15 protein-coding genes are annotated in these 20,094 nt (G+C 33.3%); 11 read left to right on the top strand and 4 right to left on the bottom strand.

The window, feature by feature from the left end; all coding sequences use genetic code 11:
* The first annotated feature begins 94 nt into the window (after nt 1–94).
* From INR78_RS04400 to INR78_RS13675, 6 genes are all read left to right on the top strand, one after another.
* Complete coding sequence (locus tag INR78_RS04400) at nt 95–856, top strand: exodeoxyribonuclease III (RefSeq protein WP_223077626.1); 762 nt, start codon at nt 95–97, stop codon at nt 854–856.
* A 28-nt stretch (nt 857–884) separates the two neighbouring features.
* On the top strand, nt 885–1,841 hold the full coding sequence (locus INR78_RS04395; RefSeq protein ID WP_223077625.1) for an OmpA family protein: 957 nt from the start codon (nt 885–887) through the stop codon (nt 1,839–1,841).
* Nucleotides 1,842–2,162: 321 nt separating this feature from the next.
* Nucleotides 2,163–3,200 (top strand): aldo/keto reductase, encoded by a 1,038-nt coding sequence (locus tag INR78_RS04390; protein WP_223077624.1) that lies wholly within the window; start codon nt 2,163–2,165, stop codon nt 3,198–3,200.
* Between the two features lie 145 nt (nt 3,201–3,345).
* Entirely contained in the window at nt 3,346–8,799 is a 5,454-nt protein-coding gene (locus INR78_RS04385) for a gliding motility-associated C-terminal domain-containing protein (protein WP_223077623.1), read from the top strand.
* 30 nt (nt 8,800–8,829) lie between these two features.
* Entirely contained in the window at nt 8,830–9,738 is a 909-nt protein-coding gene (locus INR78_RS04380; RefSeq protein WP_223077622.1) for a type IX secretion system membrane protein PorP/SprF, read from the top strand.
* Between the two features lie 22 nt (nt 9,739–9,760).
* Nucleotides 9,761–11,659 (top strand): OmpA family protein, encoded by a 1,899-nt coding sequence (locus INR78_RS13675; protein WP_223077621.1) that lies wholly within the window; start codon nt 9,761–9,763, stop codon nt 11,657–11,659.
* 212 nt (nt 11,660–11,871) lie between these two features.
* Here INR78_RS13675 and INR78_RS04370 read toward each other — a convergent pair whose 3' ends face one another.
* Nucleotides 11,872–13,416 (bottom strand): ribonuclease E/G, encoded by a 1,545-nt coding sequence (locus INR78_RS04370; RefSeq protein WP_027880826.1) that lies wholly within the window; start codon nt 13,414–13,416, stop codon nt 11,872–11,874.
* 307 nt (nt 13,417–13,723) lie between these two features.
* The gene (locus tag INR78_RS04365; protein ID WP_019386001.1) at nt 13,724–14,014 is read right to left on the bottom strand and encodes an HU family DNA-binding protein; all 291 of its coding nucleotides are present in this window, start codon (nt 14,012–14,014) and stop codon (nt 13,724–13,726) included.
* A 139-nt stretch (nt 14,015–14,153) separates the two neighbouring features.
* On the opposite strand from INR78_RS04365, the gene mutY reads away from it, so the two are divergent.
* From mutY to gldD, 4 genes are all read left to right on the top strand, one after another.
* Nucleotides 14,154–15,194, top strand: a complete 1,041-nt coding sequence (gene mutY, locus INR78_RS04360; RefSeq protein ID WP_223077620.1) for an A/G-specific adenine glycosylase — start codon at nt 14,154–14,156, stop codon at nt 15,192–15,194.
* 92 nt (nt 15,195–15,286) lie between these two features.
* Nucleotides 15,287–15,742: a single-stranded DNA-binding protein gene (locus tag INR78_RS04355; protein ID WP_223077619.1), complete on the top strand. Its 456-nt coding sequence runs from the start codon at nt 15,287–15,289 to the stop codon at nt 15,740–15,742.
* 10 nt (nt 15,743–15,752) lie between these two features.
* Entirely contained in the window at nt 15,753–17,057 is a 1,305-nt protein-coding gene (locus INR78_RS04350; RefSeq protein WP_106679691.1) for a gliding motility-associated protein GldE, read from the top strand.
* 16 nt (nt 17,058–17,073) lie between these two features.
* The gene (gene gldD / locus INR78_RS04345) at nt 17,074–17,655 is read left to right on the top strand and encodes a gliding motility lipoprotein GldD (RefSeq protein WP_106679692.1); all 582 of its coding nucleotides are present in this window, start codon (nt 17,074–17,076) and stop codon (nt 17,653–17,655) included.
* A gap of 1 nt (nt 17,656) precedes the next feature.
* Here the strand turns inward: gldD and INR78_RS04340 are convergent, their stop codons facing one another.
* Both INR78_RS04340 and INR78_RS04335 read right to left on the bottom strand, forming a co-directional pair.
* The gene (locus INR78_RS04340) at nt 17,657–18,484 is read right to left on the bottom strand and encodes an alpha/beta hydrolase (protein ID WP_223077618.1); all 828 of its coding nucleotides are present in this window, start codon (nt 18,482–18,484) and stop codon (nt 17,657–17,659) included.
* A 98-nt stretch (nt 18,485–18,582) separates the two neighbouring features.
* Nucleotides 18,583–19,095, bottom strand: a complete 513-nt coding sequence (locus INR78_RS04335; protein ID WP_223077617.1) for a heavy-metal-associated domain-containing protein — start codon at nt 19,093–19,095, stop codon at nt 18,583–18,585.
* Between the two features lie 99 nt (nt 19,096–19,194).
* On the opposite strand from INR78_RS04335, the gene INR78_RS04330 reads away from it, so the two are divergent.
* Nucleotides 19,195–20,091 carry a DMT family transporter gene (locus tag INR78_RS04330; protein WP_223077616.1) on the top strand — a complete coding sequence of 299 codons (897 nt, stop codon included), beginning with the start codon at nt 19,195–19,197 and terminating at the stop codon, nt 20,089–20,091.
* Nucleotides 20,092–20,094 lie beyond the last annotated feature (3 nt).

The following is a 20,094-nucleotide window of genomic DNA, read 5'->3' as shown; positions in this document are numbered from 1 at the left end:
TAGTTTATTTTGTTAATATTTTTTAGTTAAAAAGGCTATAATTCATCTTGTAAAAGTAACGCATTATTTATTTTAGCAGAAATTAATAATTAAGATGAAAATTATCTCGTACAACGTTAACGGAATTAGAGCTGCAATAAACAAAGGATTTATAGATTGGTTAAAAAGTGCAAATCCAGATATTTTGTGTTTGCAAGAGATAAAAGCAATGGAAGAACAGCTAGATTTAAACTTGTTTAAAGACGCTGGTTACCATTATAATTATTGGTTTAGCGCACAAAAAAAGGGTTATAGCGGTGTAGCAGTTTTATGTAAAAACGAACCAGATCATGTCGAGTTTGGAACAGGAATAGAATCTATGGATTTTGAAGGTAGAAATTTGCGTGTAGATTTTGGACACTTATCGGTGATGAGCATGTATTTGCCTTCTGGAACAAACGATGCTAGATTATCGCATAAATTTGAATATATGGACATGATTCATCAATATTTAAATGATTTACGTCAAGAAAGACCTAATCTTGTGGTTTGTGGAGATTACAATATTTGTCATGAAGAAATAGATATTCATAACCCAAAAATGAAAGGCGTTTCAGGATTTTTACCCGAAGAACGCGAGTGGTTAACAAGCTTTATAGATAGCGGATTTATAGATTCTTTTAGATTTCTTCATCCAGAAAGACAAGAATATTCGTGGTGGAGCTACCGTGCCAATGCAAGAGCAAACAATAAAGGTTGGCGTTTAGATTACGCAATGGTTAGCGAGCCATTACAACAAAAAATAAAAAGAGCAGTTATATTACAAGAAGCAAAACATAGTGACCATTGTCCAATTTTGCTAGAGCTAGAAAACTAATAAACAATAAACCCAAATTAATTAAACAATGAAAAACACCTTTTTAACTTTAATGCTTTCAGCTTTTGTATTTTCAAGTTGCGTATCGCCAAAAGTGTACAAAGAACTAGAAAGTAAATATGCAGATTTAAAGAAAGAAAATAGATCGTTAAAAGACCAAAATAATGATTTGCAAAAAGCAAAAAACCAAGCTGAAAATGATTTAGCTTCATTACAAGCAAAATATGACGAAGCTGTAGCAAATCGTGATCAATTACAAGCAGATTTAGCAGCAACAAAAACTAATTATGATACTTTAAAAGCATCATATGACGCTTTAGAAGCAAATAGTAGTTCTGCAATTGCAGCAAATACTAAAAAAAATAGAGAATTATTAGCGCAATTAGAAGCTAAAGAGCAAGCATTAGCTTCTGAAAACGCTAGATTAGAGCAGTTAAAAAAAGAACTAGAAGCAAGATCGCAACGTGTAGCAGATCTTGAGGCTATAATATCTGCAAAAGAAGCCGAAATGAATGCGTTAAAAGACGCCATTTCAAGTGCGTTAGTAGATTTTGAAGGTAAAGGATTAACCGTAGAAAAACGTAACGGAAAAGTTTATGTATCTATGGAAAATAAATTGTTATTCCAATCAGGTAGTTGGGCAGTAGGAACACAAGGTAAACAAGCCGTAAAGCAGTTAGGAACTGTGTTGGCAGATAATCCAGACATTTCAGTATTGATAGAAGGACATACAGATAATGATCCGTATTCTGGTAACGGAAACGTAAAAGACAACTGGGATTTATCAACCAAACGTGCTACAGCAATAGTTAATATTCTTCAAGAAAATAAAAACATTAATCCAGAAAGTTTGACAGCAGCAGGTCGTGGCGAGTATGCTCCCGTAGCAACTAACGACACAGCAGAAGGAAAAGCAAAAAACCGTCGTATAGAGGTTATTTTAACACCAAAATTAGACAAAATCACAGAGTTACTAAATAATTAGGGTGTTACCACACACTTCGACTATGCTCAGTGCAAGTGGTCGGGCTTTCGCAAGTCGCAATCAAAGATGTGCTCCAACAATTGCTTAACTATGAAGTGATTATGAATACGTTAATTTGAAATAAATAATAAGGAATAATCCCTAACGTGTCATACCGAGCGCAGTCGAAGTGCAGGCTTAAGCAAAGGTTCTTTCATAAAAATAGGACTAAAATTTTCAGCCAACTTTCAGTAAAAATTTCTTAACAAACATTTAGACCTTTAGTTAAATTATTTAATTAAAGGTCTTTTTATATTTGTTAAAAAGTAAACTATCCAAAAAATGAAATATACAACGCTTCCAAACACAGATATAAAAGTGAGTAAAATTTGCCTAGGTACTATGACTTGGGGAAATCAAAATACCGAACAAGAAGGTCATGCGCAATTAGACTACGCGTTAGAACAAGGCGTAAACTTTATAGACACAGCAGAGCTATATCCAGTACCTGCCGAAGCAAAAACACAAGGAAGAACTAGTGAAATAATAGGGACATGGCTTAAAAAAACAGGACATAGAGAAAAAGTTGTCATCGCATCAAAAATAGCTGGACCAGGCGATTATACTGCACACATACGTACATCAGGATTTCAAAAAGGATCTGTTAAAGATGCTGTAGAAAAAGAATTAAAAAGATTACAAACAGATTATATAGATCTGTTTCAGTTACATTGGCCAGAACGACAAACCAATACGTTTGGGGTAAGAGATTATAATCATAATCCAAATGACAAATGGGAAGATAATTTTAAAGACGTTTTAGAGCAGTTAGAGGCTGTAAAAAAAGAAGGGAAAATTCGTTTTGCAGGACTTTCTAACGAAAAAGCATGGGGAACAATGCGCTATTTAGAAGAATCTAAAAAGCACAACTTAATAAGACCAATAACCATTCAGAATGCGTACTCATTAATTAACCGAGTTTTTGAAGGAGATATGGCTGAGGTTTCTATTAGAGAAAATATTGGTATGTTGGCTTATTCGCCTATGGCATTTGGTGTGTTATCAGGTAAATATATTAAAGGAACTGCAGGAGAAAACTCTAGATTAAAATTGTTTCCTAGATTTGCAAGATACAGTAGTGAAAATTCAACAATTGCAACAAAAAAATATCTAGAGCTAGCAGAAGCTAATAATCTTAGCTTAGCGCAAATGGCATTGGCTTTTGTTAATCAAAGACCATTTATAACTAGTAATATTATTGGAGCAACTAATTTAGAGCAACTTAAAGAAAATATTTCAAGTATTAATATTGAATTATCTTCAGGTATTTTAGAAAAAATAAATCAAATTCATTCCATAATACCTAATCCTGCCCCTTAATCGATAGTCATTAAGGGATTAGTCGCTGTTTTCTTTTAAACGATAAATTAAAACATTTTATCTATATTAACTATTTAGGGCAAGTAGTAGTAGGTTTTTTTTAATAGCTTAGATGTTTCTAAAACTAAACATCTCATTAATTAATATGAAAAAAACTACTCTACTAATTTGTTTGATTGCTTTATTTTCTAGCATACAATCATTTTCACAAATTACCAGTTATCCTTACTCAGAAGATTTCGAATCTGGAGATGGTGGCTGGACAGCAAACGGTACAGGAACATGGGCTTTAGGAACGCCAGCAGCTACTATTATAAATAGTGCAGCATCTGGTAGTAACTCATGGGTAACAAATCTAACCGGAAATTATAATAGTAACGAGGACTCTTTTGTAAGTAGTCCAATTTTTGATTTGTCAACATTATCATCACCAAGCATTGAAATGAGTATTTGGTGGGAATCAGAGTTTAGTTGGGATGGAACTGTATTACAGTCATCTATCGATGGAGGAACAACATGGCAAAATGTTGGTGCTTTTGGAGATCCTAACAATTGGTATACAGACACTACAATTAATGGTAACCCTGGAGGGCAACAAGAAGGATGGACAGGTCGAGATGGTTCTGGATCTAATGGATGGGTAACTGCACGTCATGCTTTAGTAGGCTTAGCAGGAGAAAGTAGTGTTCAGCTAAGAATAGCTTTTGGATCAGATGGATCTGTTCAGGATGAAGGATTTGCTTTTGATGATGTGTCTATTTTTGATGTGATATGTCCTGAACCATTAACTTTAACAGCAACAACGACAGGAGACAGTACAGCAGATGTTACCTGGTCAGCAGGCGGATCAGAGACTGAATGGCAAATCTGGGTGCAACCAGCAGGAACAGGTGAGCCAACAACAGATGGTACAACAACATCGACTAACAACCCTTATCCAGCAAGTGGTTTAACACCAAGTACAGCTTATGAAGTTTATGTAAGAGCTGATTGTGATACTGATGGGTTTAGTAACTGGGTGGGACCAGTAAACTTCACAACGTTTAACACACCACCACCAGCACCAGTAGGTGTAACATGTTCTAGTGGAACATCAACATTTATCTTTACAGAAGATTTTGGAAATGATACAAACTATGTACCATCAGGATGGACAGGAACAACTTTTGCAGATAGTAATGGTAACTGGGATATTACAGGCGTAAGTGCAAACTCTTCAGGAACTGGTCCAGATGTTACATGGGATGGTAACGCAGGAACACATTTAGAATATGAAGCTTCAGGTAATACTACTAATGTGGCTTCAGCAATTACACCAGCAATTGATTTATCAACTGCAGTAGACGGTGCAGAGTTATCCTTTTATATGCATGCGTTTGGTTCAAACATAGGAACTTTAAACGTGGGTGTATCTACGTCTGCAACAGGACCATTTACAACAGAATATACTTGGATAGGAGATTATCAAACCTCTGCTTCTGAAGCATGGGTACCAATAGGTATAAACTTAGACGCTTACTTAGGTCAAGTTATTTATATAGAATTTAGTTATGTAGGAACAGGAGAGACTTGGGAAGGCGATATGGCTATAGACCAAGTAAGAGTAGAAACTTGTGGTAACTTTTGTGTAGCTCCAACAGGATTAGCAGTAGCAAATGTTACAGATACTACAGCAGATATTTCTTGGACAGCTAACAATGGAGAAACAGCTTGGGAAGTAGTTGTACAACCAGCAGGAACAGGCGTGCCAACAGGAGCAGGAACAGCTGTAACAACAAACCCATATACTGCAACATTATTAAACTCGAGTACTGCTTATGAAGCTTATGTATTAGCAGATTGTGGTAACGGTACAAGTGTTTGGGCAGGACCAATAAACTTTACAACATTAAACACACCACCGCCACCACCATTAGGTGTAACATGTTCTTCTGGAGGATCTACTTTTGTGTTTACAGAAACTTTTGGAGCAACTTCAGGAACAGCACCAGCAGGATGGACAGGAACAGGTTTTGATGGTTCTAATGGAAATTGGCGTATTACAACAGAAAACGGAAATTCATTTGGAACGGGACCAAACGTAACATGGGATGGTAATGCAGGAGCGCACTTAGAATATGAAGCATCTGGTAGTGCTTCAGATATAGCCTCAGCCATTTCACCAGCAATAGATTTAACACCAGCGGTAGATGGCGCAGAGTTATCATTTTATATGCATGCATTTGGTGATGATATAGGAACTTTAAATGTAGGTGTGTCTACATCTCCAACTGGTCCATTCACAACAGAATACACTTGGATAGGAGACTACCAAACAGACGCTACAGAAGCATGGGTACCAATAGGTATAAACTTAGATGCTTATTTAGGACAAGTAATTTATGTAGAATTTAGCTACGGAGGCGCAGGAACAGGATTTGAAGGTGATATAGCTATTGATCAAATGCAGGTAGAAACTTGTGGAACATTCTGTATTGCACCAACAAACTTAACAGCTTCGAATATTACAGCAACTTCAGCAGATATTTCTTGGACACCAAGTGGACCAGAAACACAATGGAACTATGTAGTACAACCAGCAGGAACAGGAACACCAACCTCAGGAACAACAGTTGGAACAACAACAGTTTCAGAATCAGCACTAACACCTCAAACAGATTATGAAGTATATGTACAAGCAATTTGTGGAGCAGATACTAGTGTATGGGCAGGACCTTACTTCTTCACAACACCAGCACAAACCAATTTTGTATTAGATTGTGTTAATGGTGGACCACAAACACTAACATATTGTTATGAGAATAACGATACTAATGTATTCACATTTACAAGTGCAGATGGTACAACACCATTAAACATAACGTTTAATGCTGGACAAGTAGAACAGAACTTTGATGAACTAGTAGTTTTAGACTCTGACGGATCAACAGATTTAAATGCAGCTACACCTTATGGTAACGGTGGAAACTTAAGTGGTCTAACTTATCAATCAACAGGATCTACAATTTCATTCCAAGTTCAGTCAGACGGAAGTGTAAACTGTCAAGGTAACAACTATACATCAATTGATGTAACTGTAAGTTGTGCTACTTGTGTTAATCCAACTGCAACTTTTGTTGTGGTAGATGATTGTGCAAATGGAGATCAATTCTTAGTAGATGTAGATATTACTTCTTTAGGAGATGCAACATCATTATCTATTCAAGATAACCAAGGTAATCCTCCAGTAAGTGTATCGTCTACAGGTTCTGTAACTCCTCTATTTGGGCCTTATCCGTTTAATACAGATATTATATTTACTGTTTCAAATGAACAAGATGGAAACTGTGTGATTACAAGTCAAGCAATATCATTAGCTGCTTGTCCACCGGATAATGATAACCCATGTAATGCTACTATAGCTTCTGTAAATTCAGATGAAAGTTGTACAGTAGTTAATTCAGGAACATTATTAGAAGCTACAGATTCAGGTTATCCAAATGGATCATGTACAACTAGTGCAGATGATGATGTTTGGTTCCAATTTACAGCAGTTGGTGATCAACAAATTATACAAATACAAAATGTTGTAGGTGGCTTTAATGTAGATCATGCTGTTTATGAAGGAACAGACTGTAATAATTTAACTCAGTTATATTGTACAACAGATGACTTCAGTTTAACACCTACGTTAACAGTAGGTAATACATATTATATAAGAGTATTTTCAGCTGGTTCAACACCAACATCAATCACTTTTGACTTATGTATACAAACTCTAGGCGCACCTACATATTGTACAGATGCTTTACCTATTTGTGCAGATCCAACTATATTTTATCCTAGTATTGTAGGAGATCAAACAGCTCCTCCATACTTAGATTATGATTGTTTAGGAAGTCAACCAGATCCGCAATGGAACACAATTCAGTTTGATGATCCAGGAGATTATACTTTCCAATTAGCTCAAACAAACGATGCGGGAACAGGTTTAGATATTGACTTTATAGTTTGGGGACCATTTACAGGACAAGACACAGGTTGTTTTGAGTTATTACCTCCTAATATTGCAGATTGTAGTTTCTCTGCTACAGCAACAGAAACTATTACATTAACAGGAGTTCCGGCGAATTCAACATATGTTATTTTAATAACTAATTATTCTCAACAATCTGGTACGTACAACTTTACTCAAACATCTGGACCTACAGATGGTACAAATTGTGATGTGGTTTGTGACGTTACTTTAGATTATGATGGTATAGTTGTAGAACAAGGAACAACAGCTCCTGATGGAGAAAGTGATGATATTAACTTATGTGGTTATACATCTGTTACCTTAACAGCAGATACTGCTTATTCTGTAGATTCTTATGATTGGTACATTGACGGAATATATCAAGCAGGAATCAACTCTCCAACTTTAGTCGCTACCCAGTCAGGTAGTTACCAGTGTGTTGTTGGAGGAGGAATTTGTGATGATTTTACATCATCTATAATAGCTAATATTAATTTCTTTGACGATGCTAATGCTAACCAAGCACCTGATATGGAAGCTTGTGATGAAGGTGCTGGTAATGCTAGTTTTGATTTAGAGTCTCAAACAGCTACAATTTTAGGTACTCAAAGTAATGCAGAATTTGTTGTTACTTATCATGAAACATTATCTGATGCTCAATCAGGTACATCAGCTATTTCTTCACCTTACGTAGCAGTAGATGGTACTGAAATTTATGTAAGAGTTGAAGATATTGATGCAGTAGGATCAATGTCTGGATGTGCATCTACAAATACTAGCTTTAACTTGGTAGTTAATGATGCACCAGAAGCATATACAACACCAAATCAAGAACTATGTGATGATGGTAGCGGAAGTAATATATTTGACTTAACGCTTAACGAAGCGGTTACAATAGGAACACAAACAAATGTGTCTGTATCTTATTATACATCTCAAATAGATGCAGAAACAAGTACAAATGCAATCAATAATCCAACTGCATATTCTAATACAAATAGTCCTCAGACAATTTTTGTTAAAGTTGAAAATTCTTCAGCAAGTGAGTGTTATGCAATTACAAGTTTTGATATAGCACTTTATGAAACACCAGAGACACAATTTGGAGATGTAGTTTACGAGGTCTGTCCAAATGCGACAGCACCAATTACAGTAACAGCGATACCGGATAATTATACTTCAGATGAAGTAAGTATTGTATGGTATGACCAAAATGATAATATAATATCAGGCGAGAACAGCTTAGATTTAGATACCGTATTAACAGAAGGTACTTATACCATTGAGGTTACTTTTAATGATACAGAATGTTCAAACACAGCAACAGTAGATGTCTTTGAATTAGAGAGTTGTGTTATCCCACAAGGTATATCACCAAATAATGATGGATTTAACGATAACTTTGACTTAAGCAGTTTTGATGTACAACGCTTAGAGATTTATAACCGTTATGGTACGTTAGTATACTCTAAAGATTCTTACAGCAATGAGTGGCATGGTCAATCAAATGACGGAGAAGAGTTACCAGTAGGGACTTACTACTTTGTCATGAAGTATCAAGGAAGCAAACAAAAAGCCGCTTGGGTATACATAAACAGATAATAAACTAATCATACAACCAATACAGATATAATGAAAAAAATATATATCCTATTCGCTTTGCTCTTTGCATTGCAAGCACAAGCACAGCAAGATCCACAATACACACAATACATGTATAACATGAATGTGGTCAATCCAGCTTACGCGGGTTCATACGAAGGTGTTGCCATAGGCGCACTTTACAGAAGCCAATGGGTAGGTTTAGAAGGAGCACCATCAACAGGAACCTTAACCATACACTCGCCAGTAGGTAAGCGTGTAGGTTTAGGTTTATCCTTAATAAGTGACGAAGTAGGACCAGTAAACGAGACTAATGCGTATGTAGATTTCTCATACACCTTACCGGTAGGGACAGGAACAAAATTAGCATTTGGATTAAAAGCAGGAGCTACTTTTCATGACATTGGATTAACTTCAGTAGAAGTATTAGATCCAAACGATCCTTTCTATTCAGAAAACATCAATGAAGTCACACCAAATATAGGAGCAGGTTTATATTTTTATAAGCCAAACAAGTATTACATTTCTGCATCGATGCCAAATATTTTAGAATCTGTACACTTAGATGCTAATGGGTTTAAAATAGGGTCAGAGACCCAACACGCATTTTTAGCTGCAGGATATGTTTTTGACTTATCAGAGAACTTTAAGTTAAAGCCACATGTAATGACAAAGCTAGCGTTTAGTTCACCAGTGACTTATGATGTTAATCTAAACCTATTTATGTATGATTTTGTAGAAGTAGGCGCAGGTTACCGTTTAGACGATTCGTTTAGTGGTATGGTTAACTTTTTAGTAGCACCAAACTTAAGAATCGGTTATGCATATGACAGTGTTAACTCACAATTAGATGTTGTAACTAACTCATCCCATGAGATATTTATCAACTTTGATATCAATCTACCAAGAAAAGTATCAAGATCACCACGTTATTTCTAATCAGATAAGCTAACCAAGAACAATGAAACATATACAATTATTTATAGTTTGTGCCTTAATAAGCAGTTTTAGTCTAACTGCTCAAAATAGTACCACAAAAAAAGCCGATAAACTTTTTGCTAAGTATCAATTTGTAGACGCTATAGAGGCCTACAATAAATTAGTAGAAAAAGGAGAAGCCGATGCTTATGTCTACTCACAATTAGCAGAAGCCAACTACAATATCTATAGTACCGAAGCAGCCGAAAAATGGTATGCTAAAGCATTTGAAGCAGGAGCAAACGATGCAGAGATGATCTACAAGTATTCAGAAATGCTAAAAGCAAACGGAAAGTACGAAGCATCAAACACGCAAATGGATAAGTTTGCTGCAATGAAGCCATCAGATGACAGAGCAATGATGTACAAGTCTAACCCAGATTATTTATCAAAAATCTTAGACAAAGGAAAAACCTTTAACGTACAAAACTTAGACATCAACACAGCTACATCAGATTTTGGAGGTACGCTTCAAGATGGTAAACTATACATTACTAGTTCTAGAAATGATAACCGTAAAAAATACGGATGGAATGAAGAACCATTTTTAGATATCTACGAATATACTGTAGCAGAAGATGGGACTTACCAAGGTGAAGAGCTTTTAGAAGGTGATATTAACACAAAATACCACGAAGGTATTGTAAGCTTTACACCAGACGGAAAGACTATGTATTTTTCAAGAGAAAGTTTCTTTGAAAACATCTATGAAAAAGACAGTTTATCAAATACTAAAATTAGTGTATTACACCTATTTAAAGCCACAAAAGACAGTGATGGTTTTAGCGAAGTAGAAGCCTTAACTATCAATAGTCCAAACTACTCAATAAAAAATCCAAGTGTAAGTGCAGATGGAAGTATGATTTACTTTGCAAGTGATATGCCTGGAGGATATGGTAAGTTTGATATTTACAAAGCAACTTTAGATGCAAACGGAAATGTAGGCACACCAGAAAACTTAGGTCAAAAGGTAAATACCGAAGGACAAGAAATGTTCCCATACATTAGTAGTGATAACACACTTTACTTCTCTTCTACAGGTCATTTAGGGCTTGGAGGTATGGATGTATTCCACACTAAAGAAATAGACGGTAAAATGGCGCCAATACGTAATGCAGGAACACCAATAAATAGTAATGGCGATGACTTTGCTTTTAGAATGAATGAAGAGACAGGAGAAGGATTTGTATCGTCTAACCGTGAAGGAGGAAAAGGAAGTGATGACATTTATGCTATTAAAAAGTTACAACCATTATGTGATGTATTAATTACAGGAACTGTAGTAGATGAGAAAACCGGAGATGTAATAGCAGGAGCAACAACAAGCTTAGCCGATGCTAACGGAAACATTTTAGCTACAAAAACTACTAATGCAGAAGGTATTGTAGAGTATATTGTAGAATGTGAAACAGATACAGAGTTACAAGTCACTATGGAAGGTTACGAAAGTAACAAAGTAAGCGTAGATGGTACTAACGAAGAAGAAGTAGCAGTAAGCGTAGCATTAACACCAATAGAAGAGATTGTAACACCTGTAGAAGTGGTGTTAAACCCAATTTACTTTGAGTTTGACAAATCAAACATCACAGCAAAAGCAGCGTTTGAATTAGACAACTTAGTACAAGTGATGAATAAATACCCAGATATGGTTATAGAAGCAACGTCTCACACAGACTTTAGAGGTTCTGATAGCTACAACCAAGCTTTATCAGAAAGACGTGCGCAAACTACAAGACAGTACATTATCTCTAAAGGTATTGATGCTAGCAGAATATCTGCAACTGGTAAAGGTGAAACTGAGCCTGCTGTAGATTGTAACCCTTGTAGTAAAGAACAACACCAACTTAACAGAAGAAGTCAGTTCTTAATTGTTAAGCAGTAATCTAAATTTTATGCTGAAATAATCAGTTTAAGTAATACTAAAAAAGCGGTGATTTGAACCAATCAAATTACCGCTTTTTTGCGTTAAGGATGGTAGTGGCATCCTTTTTTTGCTTCCATATAAGGCAAAAAAAGATATAACGAACAGCCTGTTAAAACGCCTAAATCTTTACAATAAAAAAAGCCTCACTAATTAATTAGCAAGGCTTTGGGTTATTTTATTAAATCACCATTTTTATCGTAAAAATGATATTCTAAATATGTGTAAGCATCTCTAGGTTGTATTTTTACCCATTTTTTGTGTTCAAAAAACCATTTTGAACGTACAGATGGAAAACCTTTTGTTAAAAAGGCTGCTATAAAAGGATGTGTGTTTAAGGTCACCTTTTTATAGTCTTTTTTAAATAGTTGTTCTAAGTCATGAGTTATTTTTTGTACCAATACTATTGGTGCCTCGACCTCTTCTCCATTATCGCCATTAGGGTTAACTTCTCTGGTTTTAATGTTCATTTCTGGTCGTACTCTTTGACGTGTTATTTGAATCAATCCAAACTTACTAGGAGGTAATATTTTATGTTTGGCTCTATCATCTTTCATTTCTTCACGTAAGTGATTGTAAAGTTTTTTTCTGTTTTCGGCAGAGTTTAAATCTATAAAGTCTACTACAATAATACCGCCCATATCGCGTAATCTTAACTGTCTTGCAACTTCTGTTGCAGAGATAAGATTTACTTCTAGCGCAGTATCTTCTTGTGAGTTTGATTTGTTAGATCTATTACCGCTGTTAACGTCTATTACATGAAGTGCTTCAGTATGTTCTATAACAAGGTAGGCACCTTTAGCCATAGATACTGTTTTTCCAAAAGAAGTTTTTATTTGTCGTTCTATCCCAAATTTCTCAAAAATGGGAACTTTAGATTGATAGAGTTTGACAATTGATTCTTTATTTGGTGCAATTTCTTGCAAATAATCTTTTATTTGAAAATAAAGCTCTTCATCATCTACATGTATACCTGTAAAAGTGTCGTTAAATATGTCTCTTAAAATTGAAGATGCTTTATTTAATTCTCCTAATACTTTGGTAGGGTGATGGGCTTTGTGTAGCTTTTTACACATTGTTGTCCAACGACTTAACAGATGTTGTAAATCTTTGTCTAGTTCGGCTACTTTTTTGCCTTCAGCTACTGTTCGTACAATAACGCCAAAACCTGGTGGTGTTATGCTTTTTACCAATCGTTTTAAGCGGTCTTTTTCTTCTCTATTTTCTATTTTTTGAGAAATAGATATACGATCAGAAAAAGGGACTAAAACAATATATCTACCGGCAATAGAAAGCTCTGAGCTTATTCTTGGACCTTTTGTAGATATTGGTTCTTTTACGATTTGTACTAAAATAGACTGGTTTGATTTTAAGACGTTATTTATTTTACCGTCTTTATCAATGTCTTTTTCAAATGGGTAATCTTTTAAAGAAAAGTCTTTTAATTTACCTGTGCTTACACGTTTTGTGAATTTTAAAAGTGAAGAAATTTTTGGTCCTAAATCATGATAATGCAAAAAGGCATCTTTTTCATATCCTACATTAACAAATGCAGCATTAAGACCTGGTACAGCTTTTCTTATTTTGGCGATAAACACATCACCAACAGCAAACTTGTTACCATCTTCATCTTTATGTAATTCAATTAGTTTTCCATCTTTTAATAAGGCAAAATCAACAGCTTCTGGACTAGACCTAATAATTAATTCTTTATCCATTTAGGTTAATTTTTATCCATACGATTAAGTATAGATGGATTATACAATTTTCACAGGATTTTTAATCCGGCTGAGTTTATTTTTACGCAAGGTTATAACGTAATTTTTTTAAACTCTATTTTCAAAGAACGAAATTTTAAAAAACCAAAAAAGTAGTTAAAAAACTACTTTTTGGAATTATTTTTTCTTTTTGTGACGGTTAGCGCGTCTACGTTTTTTACGCTTATGCGTAGCAACCTTGTGTCTTTTACGTTTCTTACCACTTGGCATAGGTTAATGTTTTTAAATTAATAATTCGTTTAAATTTTTACTTTACGTCAACATTTGTCTTAACGCCTTCTACAAATACTTTTGCTGGCTTAAATGCTGGAATATTGTGAGCTGGAATCTTTATTGTTGTGTTTTTAGAAATATTTCTTCCAGTTTTTTCAGCTCTAGTTTTGATGATGAAGCTACCGAATCCTCTTAAATACACGTTATCTCCACTCTCTAAAGATGTTTTTACTTCTTCCATAAAAGTTTCAACAGTCGCTTGAACATCTCCTTTTTCAATTCCTAATTTCTCAGAAATTTTTGCTACTAAATCAGCCTTAGTCATTTTCTTTTATTATTTGGGTTATTATATTTTTTTTAAGGGTTGGCAAATATAGGCATTTAATATTCAATATTTCAAACCTAATTCATTAAATTTTAATGCTATAAACTTTACTTTTGCATTTCTTGTAGTTTTTAGCCCTATGAATTTTTCAACAAAGTTAATTAATTGGTATACAGTAAACAAACGCGATTTACCTTGGCGTAGTACGAATAACCCTTACTATATCTGGCTTTCTGAAATTATCTTACAGCAAACACAAGTTGTTCAAGGTACACCTTATTACCATGCTTTTACAAGTCAATTTCCGACAGTTTATGATCTTGCAAATGCTAATGAAGAAGACGTTTTAAAATTATGGCAAGGATTGGGTTATTACTCACGCGCACGAAATTTACATTGGTCTGCAAAATATATAGTAAACGAGCTTGATGGTGTTTTTCCTGATACATATAAAGATATTTTAAAGCTAAAAGGTGTTGGAGATTATACTGCTAGCGCAATTGCCTCTATTTGCTTTAACGAAGTAACTGCAGTGGTAGATGGTAATGTTTATAGAGCTTTATCAAGAATTTTTGGAATTGAAACACCAATAAACTCTACGCCAGGACAAAAAGAGTTTAAAGCGTTAGCACAACAATTAATAGATAAACAACAACCTGCTATTTTTAATCAAGCTATAATGGAGTTTGGCGCAAGACAATGCAAACCTAAAAATCCAGATTGTAGTGTTTGTCCTTTTAAAACAAGTTGCTTAGCATTAAAAGAAAATAAAATTGCTGTATTACCTGTTAAGCTTAAAAAAACTAAGGTTACTAAAAAGTACTTTAATTTTATAGTTATTATTTCTAAAAACGAAAAAACAATTTTAGAACAACGTGTTGGAAGCGGGATTTGGCAAAACTTATATCAATTTCCTTTAATTGAAACTGAAAAACCTTCAATTTATAATAATATAAAGTCTAAGATTGAAAATTTAGATGTTTTAGAAGATATGAATTTTGATGTTCATTTATATAATGATACAGATATAATACATAAACTATCTCATCAACATTTGTACACAAAATTTTGGATAGTTAGTGTAGATAAAAGTATTGAAAATGGTATTGATATTTCTAACATAAAAGACTATCCTGTGCCTATTTTGATAGGAAACTTTATTGATAAATTTAATTTTTAAAATTTATAATTCATTCACTTCAAAAAAAATTATTAATTTTAATAACATACAGACGCAATTCTGTAATTTTGCGTCCTTAATATTAAATAATTATGTCAGGAACACTAAATAAAGTAATGCTAATTGGGCATTTAGGAGACGAAGTAAAAATGCACTATTTTGAAGGTGGTGGCTGTGTAGGACGTTTTCCTTTGGCAACTAACGAAACTTATACCAATAAGCAAACTAATGAGCGTATTAGTAATACAGAATGGCATAATATAGTTGTACGTAATAAAGGTGCAGAAATCTGCGAAAAATACTTGTCTAAAGGAGATAAAATATATGTTGAAGGTCGAATAAAAACTAGAAAGTGGCAAGATGATTCTGGTAACGACCGCTATAGTACAGAAATACAAGTGACAGATTTTACGTTTTTAAGTAATAAAAACGAATCTGAAGCTATGCAAGGTAATGCACAAGCAAAACCGATGCAACAACAAGCACCAAAACCTGAAACACCAAATACACAAACAGTAGAAGATAGTAATGACGATCTTCCGTTTTAAGTAATATTATATGGATCCTGAACCCTCGTGTTTTATCTTACTTATAGCTAGTACTAATATAAATATAGTACTAGGATTTGTACTTTTAATAGTTCTTTTAATTGGTTCTGCATTAATTTCTGGAGCGGAAGTTGCTTTATTTTCTTTGTCAAGAACAGACTTAGAAGACGAAGAACTAGCTGCAAAAAACCAAATAAAAATAATTACCAAGCTTTTAGAACGACCAAAAAAACTACTGGCAACCATATTGGTGGCAAATAATTTTATAAATATTGGTATAGTAATTTTGTTTGCTTTTTTAAGTGAGTTTATGTTTAAAAGTATTACATCTACTTTAATAAAATTTATAGTTGATGTAGTAGTTGTTACTTTTTTAATTTTGCTTTTTGGAGAAATTTTACCAAAAATATATGCTAGCCGTAATAATTTAAAATTCGCCACTTTTATGGCATATCCTTTACGTGTTTTAGATGTTGTTTTTTCTCCGTTAAGCCTACCAATGCGTGCTATAACGCTAACAATACACAGCCGATTAGGAAAACAAAAATCAAACCTTAGTGTAGATCAATTATCTCAAGCTTTAGAGTTAACAAGCGAGCATGATACAACCAAAGAAGAGCAAAAAATACTACAAGGTATTGTAAGTTTTGGTAATACAGATACCAAGCAAGTGATGCAGCCACGTATTGATGTATTTGCATTAAGTATAGATCAAACTTACGCAGAAATTGTGGAAGAAATTGTAGCCAACGGTTATTCCAGAATACCAGTTTACCAAGATAATATGGATAATATAAAAGGTATTTTGTACGTAAAAGACTTGTTGCCTTATTTAAATGAAAAAGAATTTGATTGGACATCGCTTTTACGTGATCCATTTTTTGTGCCAGAAAACAAAAAATTGGATGATTTAATGTCCGAATTTCAAGAGAAAAAAGTACACCTAGCTGTTGTAGTTGACGAATATGGAGGAACTTCAGGTTTAGTGTCTTTAGAAGATATTATAGAAGAAATTGTTGGTGATATAAGTGACGAGTTTGATGATGAAGACCTAATATTTTCTAAATTAGATGACAAAAATTACGTCTTTGAAGGTAAAACAGCATTAAAAGATTTTTATAAAATTATAAAACTTGAAGACGATACCGTTTTTGAAGACAATAAAGGTGAAGCCGAAACTTTAGCTGGATTTATTTTAGAGAATTCTGGAGGTTTTCCTAAACGAAACAGTAAAATAAAATTTGAAAATTACGTTTTTACTATAGAGTCTTTAGATAAAAAAAGAATTAAGCGTGTTAAGGTAACTTTACCCTAACCAAAATGTAGAATTAATGATACAAAAACTAACATATTTACTTTTAGGTTTACTCTTATTAACCAGTTGCGCAGAAGATCCTGTACCAAAACCAAAAGGGTATTTAAGGTTAGAGTATCCAGAAGCAACTTATAAAAGTTATAATAAACAATTACCGTTTTCTTTTGAAAGAAATACACTTAGTGATACTGTTAAAATTAAAACCATTCCTAATGATCCTAGTAGTTTTGGGTTAAACTTAGAATATGATAAATTAAAAGGAACAATTTATCTTACTTATAAAACCATACACAACGAAGAAGAATTAACCAAGTTTTTAAAAGACGCACAAAACTTTACACAAGAACACACACGTAAAGCTGATGAAATTGTTGAGCAAGTTTATGATAATAAAGAACGAAAGGTTTACGGAATGTTTTACGAAGTTGGAGGTAATGCAGCAAGCCAATCACAATTTTATGTCACAGATAGTACAAAGCACTTTTTAACAGGTTCTTTATATTTTTACGCAAAACCAAATTACGATTCTATCTTACCTGCTGCTAACTATCTGCAAAAAGATATTAAACACATAATGGAAACTTTAGAGTGGAAGTAATTTATTTTTTAGAATTATAAATTTTCTCAAAAGCATCATAAACTGCAATGTGTAAAGCATCTCCGTGAGTTTTGTTTTCTAAAAAGTTAAAAAACAACCTTGTGTTTTGTTTTTTATTAGAGTTTAGTTTTTCGTAAAGTTCTTTGGCTGTACGTTCCATAACTTGACCTTCTTTACCAACTGCTACGTAAATAGATTTATTATTGTTATAAATAATAGGTTTGAAGTTTAATAAATTTTCATCATCCCACCACAAACTAGGACTAACAATAATATAATTGTCAAAAAGATCTGGTTTTTTAAATAATATTTCTGTTGCTAATAAGCCGCCTAAAGATTGACCAATAATTGTTTTTTCTTTACTAGTTTTAAATTTAGAGTTAATGTAAGGCTGAAGTTCTGATTCTATAAAACTTATAAATTTATCAGATTTTCCAGATGAAGGAAATTCTTTTTGATCAAGTTCATTTTTAGATGGATATGTAAAGTCTCTTTTTCTGTCTACATTAGCAATTCCTACAACAATAGACTCTGGCAACATATTAATCCAAGAAAACGAACCAAATTGCACAATTCCTGAAATATGTATAAAATCTTCGTCTTTAGAACCGTCTAATAAATAGATTACAGGATAGGTCTTTAAACTGTCTAGATTGTAAGATGCAGGTAAATAGATATTTAATTCTCTGCTTTCGTTTAATATTTTAGACTTAATTTTTACTGTTTTACCAATTGTAAAAGTTGTATCGCTAATGGTTTGAGGTAATGTTTGAGCTTTTATAAAATAAGCACACAAAATTGTAATGAATAAGAGAATTTTATTTTTCATCTTTAATAAATTTTATCCAAAATATGAATATTTATTGATTTTAAAGCATAAAAAAGCCTCGATTAATCGAGGCTTTTTATAATAAACTTTTAAATGTTTTAGGCTTTTTTAGCTTTTTCTGCGCAAGTTTTTTTGCATGCTTCTTTACAAGCCATTTTTTCTGCATCTGTTTTGTTTGCACATTTTTCTTTACATTTTGCAGAACATTCTTTTTTGTCTTTAGTAAAACTCTCTACAGTTTTCATGTCTTTTACACTGTATTGATCTGCAACACTTGTAACTGTATTTTCTAAACTTTCTTGTGTTACTTTAGCATCATCATATTCTACCATTGCTAATTTTTTGTCAAAATCTACTGTTGCAGATTTTACACCTTCCATTTTAGCCATTTTCTTCTCGATAGTTTTTGCGCAACCCATTGCACAAGTCATTCCTTCGATAGTGAATTCTGCTTTAGCATAATTAGCGTTTGGATCTAATTTAGCTACTTCATTATTAGTTGTAATTTCAGAGTTTGGAGAAGTTACTACTTCTGGCTTAGCTTCATTTTTACAACTAAACGCAAAAAGAGTGACAATAGCTAAAGCTAATATGTTTTTAAATAATTTCATTTTATATAGTATTTAATTATTACTGAATAGATTACAAAACTAAGAAATATTGTTAATTATTGTATTTATTATTCCATTTTTGTAGTGTAAAAATTGACTATGCAAAATAATGATTATTTAAAATGGGTTTACCTATTGGTGTTGTCTTTAATTTGGGGTACATCTTTTATCCTGATAAAAAAGGCATTGATAGGATTAAACGCTTATCAATTAGGAGCTTTACGTACGATTATTACCGGTGTGTTTTTGTTTATTGTTGGTTATAATAAATTGAAGCTTATCAAAAAAGAAGACTGGAAATGGATAGCGCTTTCGGGTTTTGTAGGTTCATTTTTTCCTGCGTTTTTCTTTGCTATAGCAGAAACTGAAATTGATAGCGCTGTTGCTTCTATTTTAAATAGTTTGGTGCCTTTAAATACGGTTTTGTTAGGTGCTGCTGTTTTTAAAATAGCGACAAATACTAGACAGGTTATTGGGATTATAATTGGTTTTGTAGGGACTTCTATTTTAATCCTTGAAGGAGCAGATCTAAATCCAAATCAAAATTATTGGTATGCAGGTTTTGTAATTGCAACTACAATTATGTATGCAATTAATGTAAATGTTATAAAAACTTATTTGCAACATGTTAAACCATTAAGTATTGCAGCAGGTAATTATGTTATAATTTTTATTCCTGCATTATTGGTGTTGATTTTGACTAACTTTTTTAATGTTGAAAACTTAGACCAATCAGAATTTTTAAGTTCTATTGGTTTTGTAGTTGTTTTATCTTTTTTTTGTACTGCTTTAGCCAAAGTTTTATTTAATAAGTTAGTGCAGATGTCAACACCTGTGTTTGCATCTTCTGTAACTTACATAATGCCAATTGTAGCATTAATTTGGGGATTATTAGATAATGAAACCTTTAGTTGGACCCAAGGTTTGGGTAGTTTGATAATATTATTTGGTGTGTTTTTAGCAAATAGAAAGCAAAAAAAAATCCGAAGTAATTAAACT

This window comes from Mesoflavibacter sp. SCSIO 43206, assembly GCF_019904215.1.
GTDB classification, from domain to species: Bacteria; Bacteroidota; Bacteroidia; order Flavobacteriales; family Flavobacteriaceae; genus Mesoflavibacter; species Mesoflavibacter zeaxanthinifaciens.
Note: the sequence above shows the minus strand (reverse complement) of the source record. Positions and strands in the feature narration are given on the sequence as shown.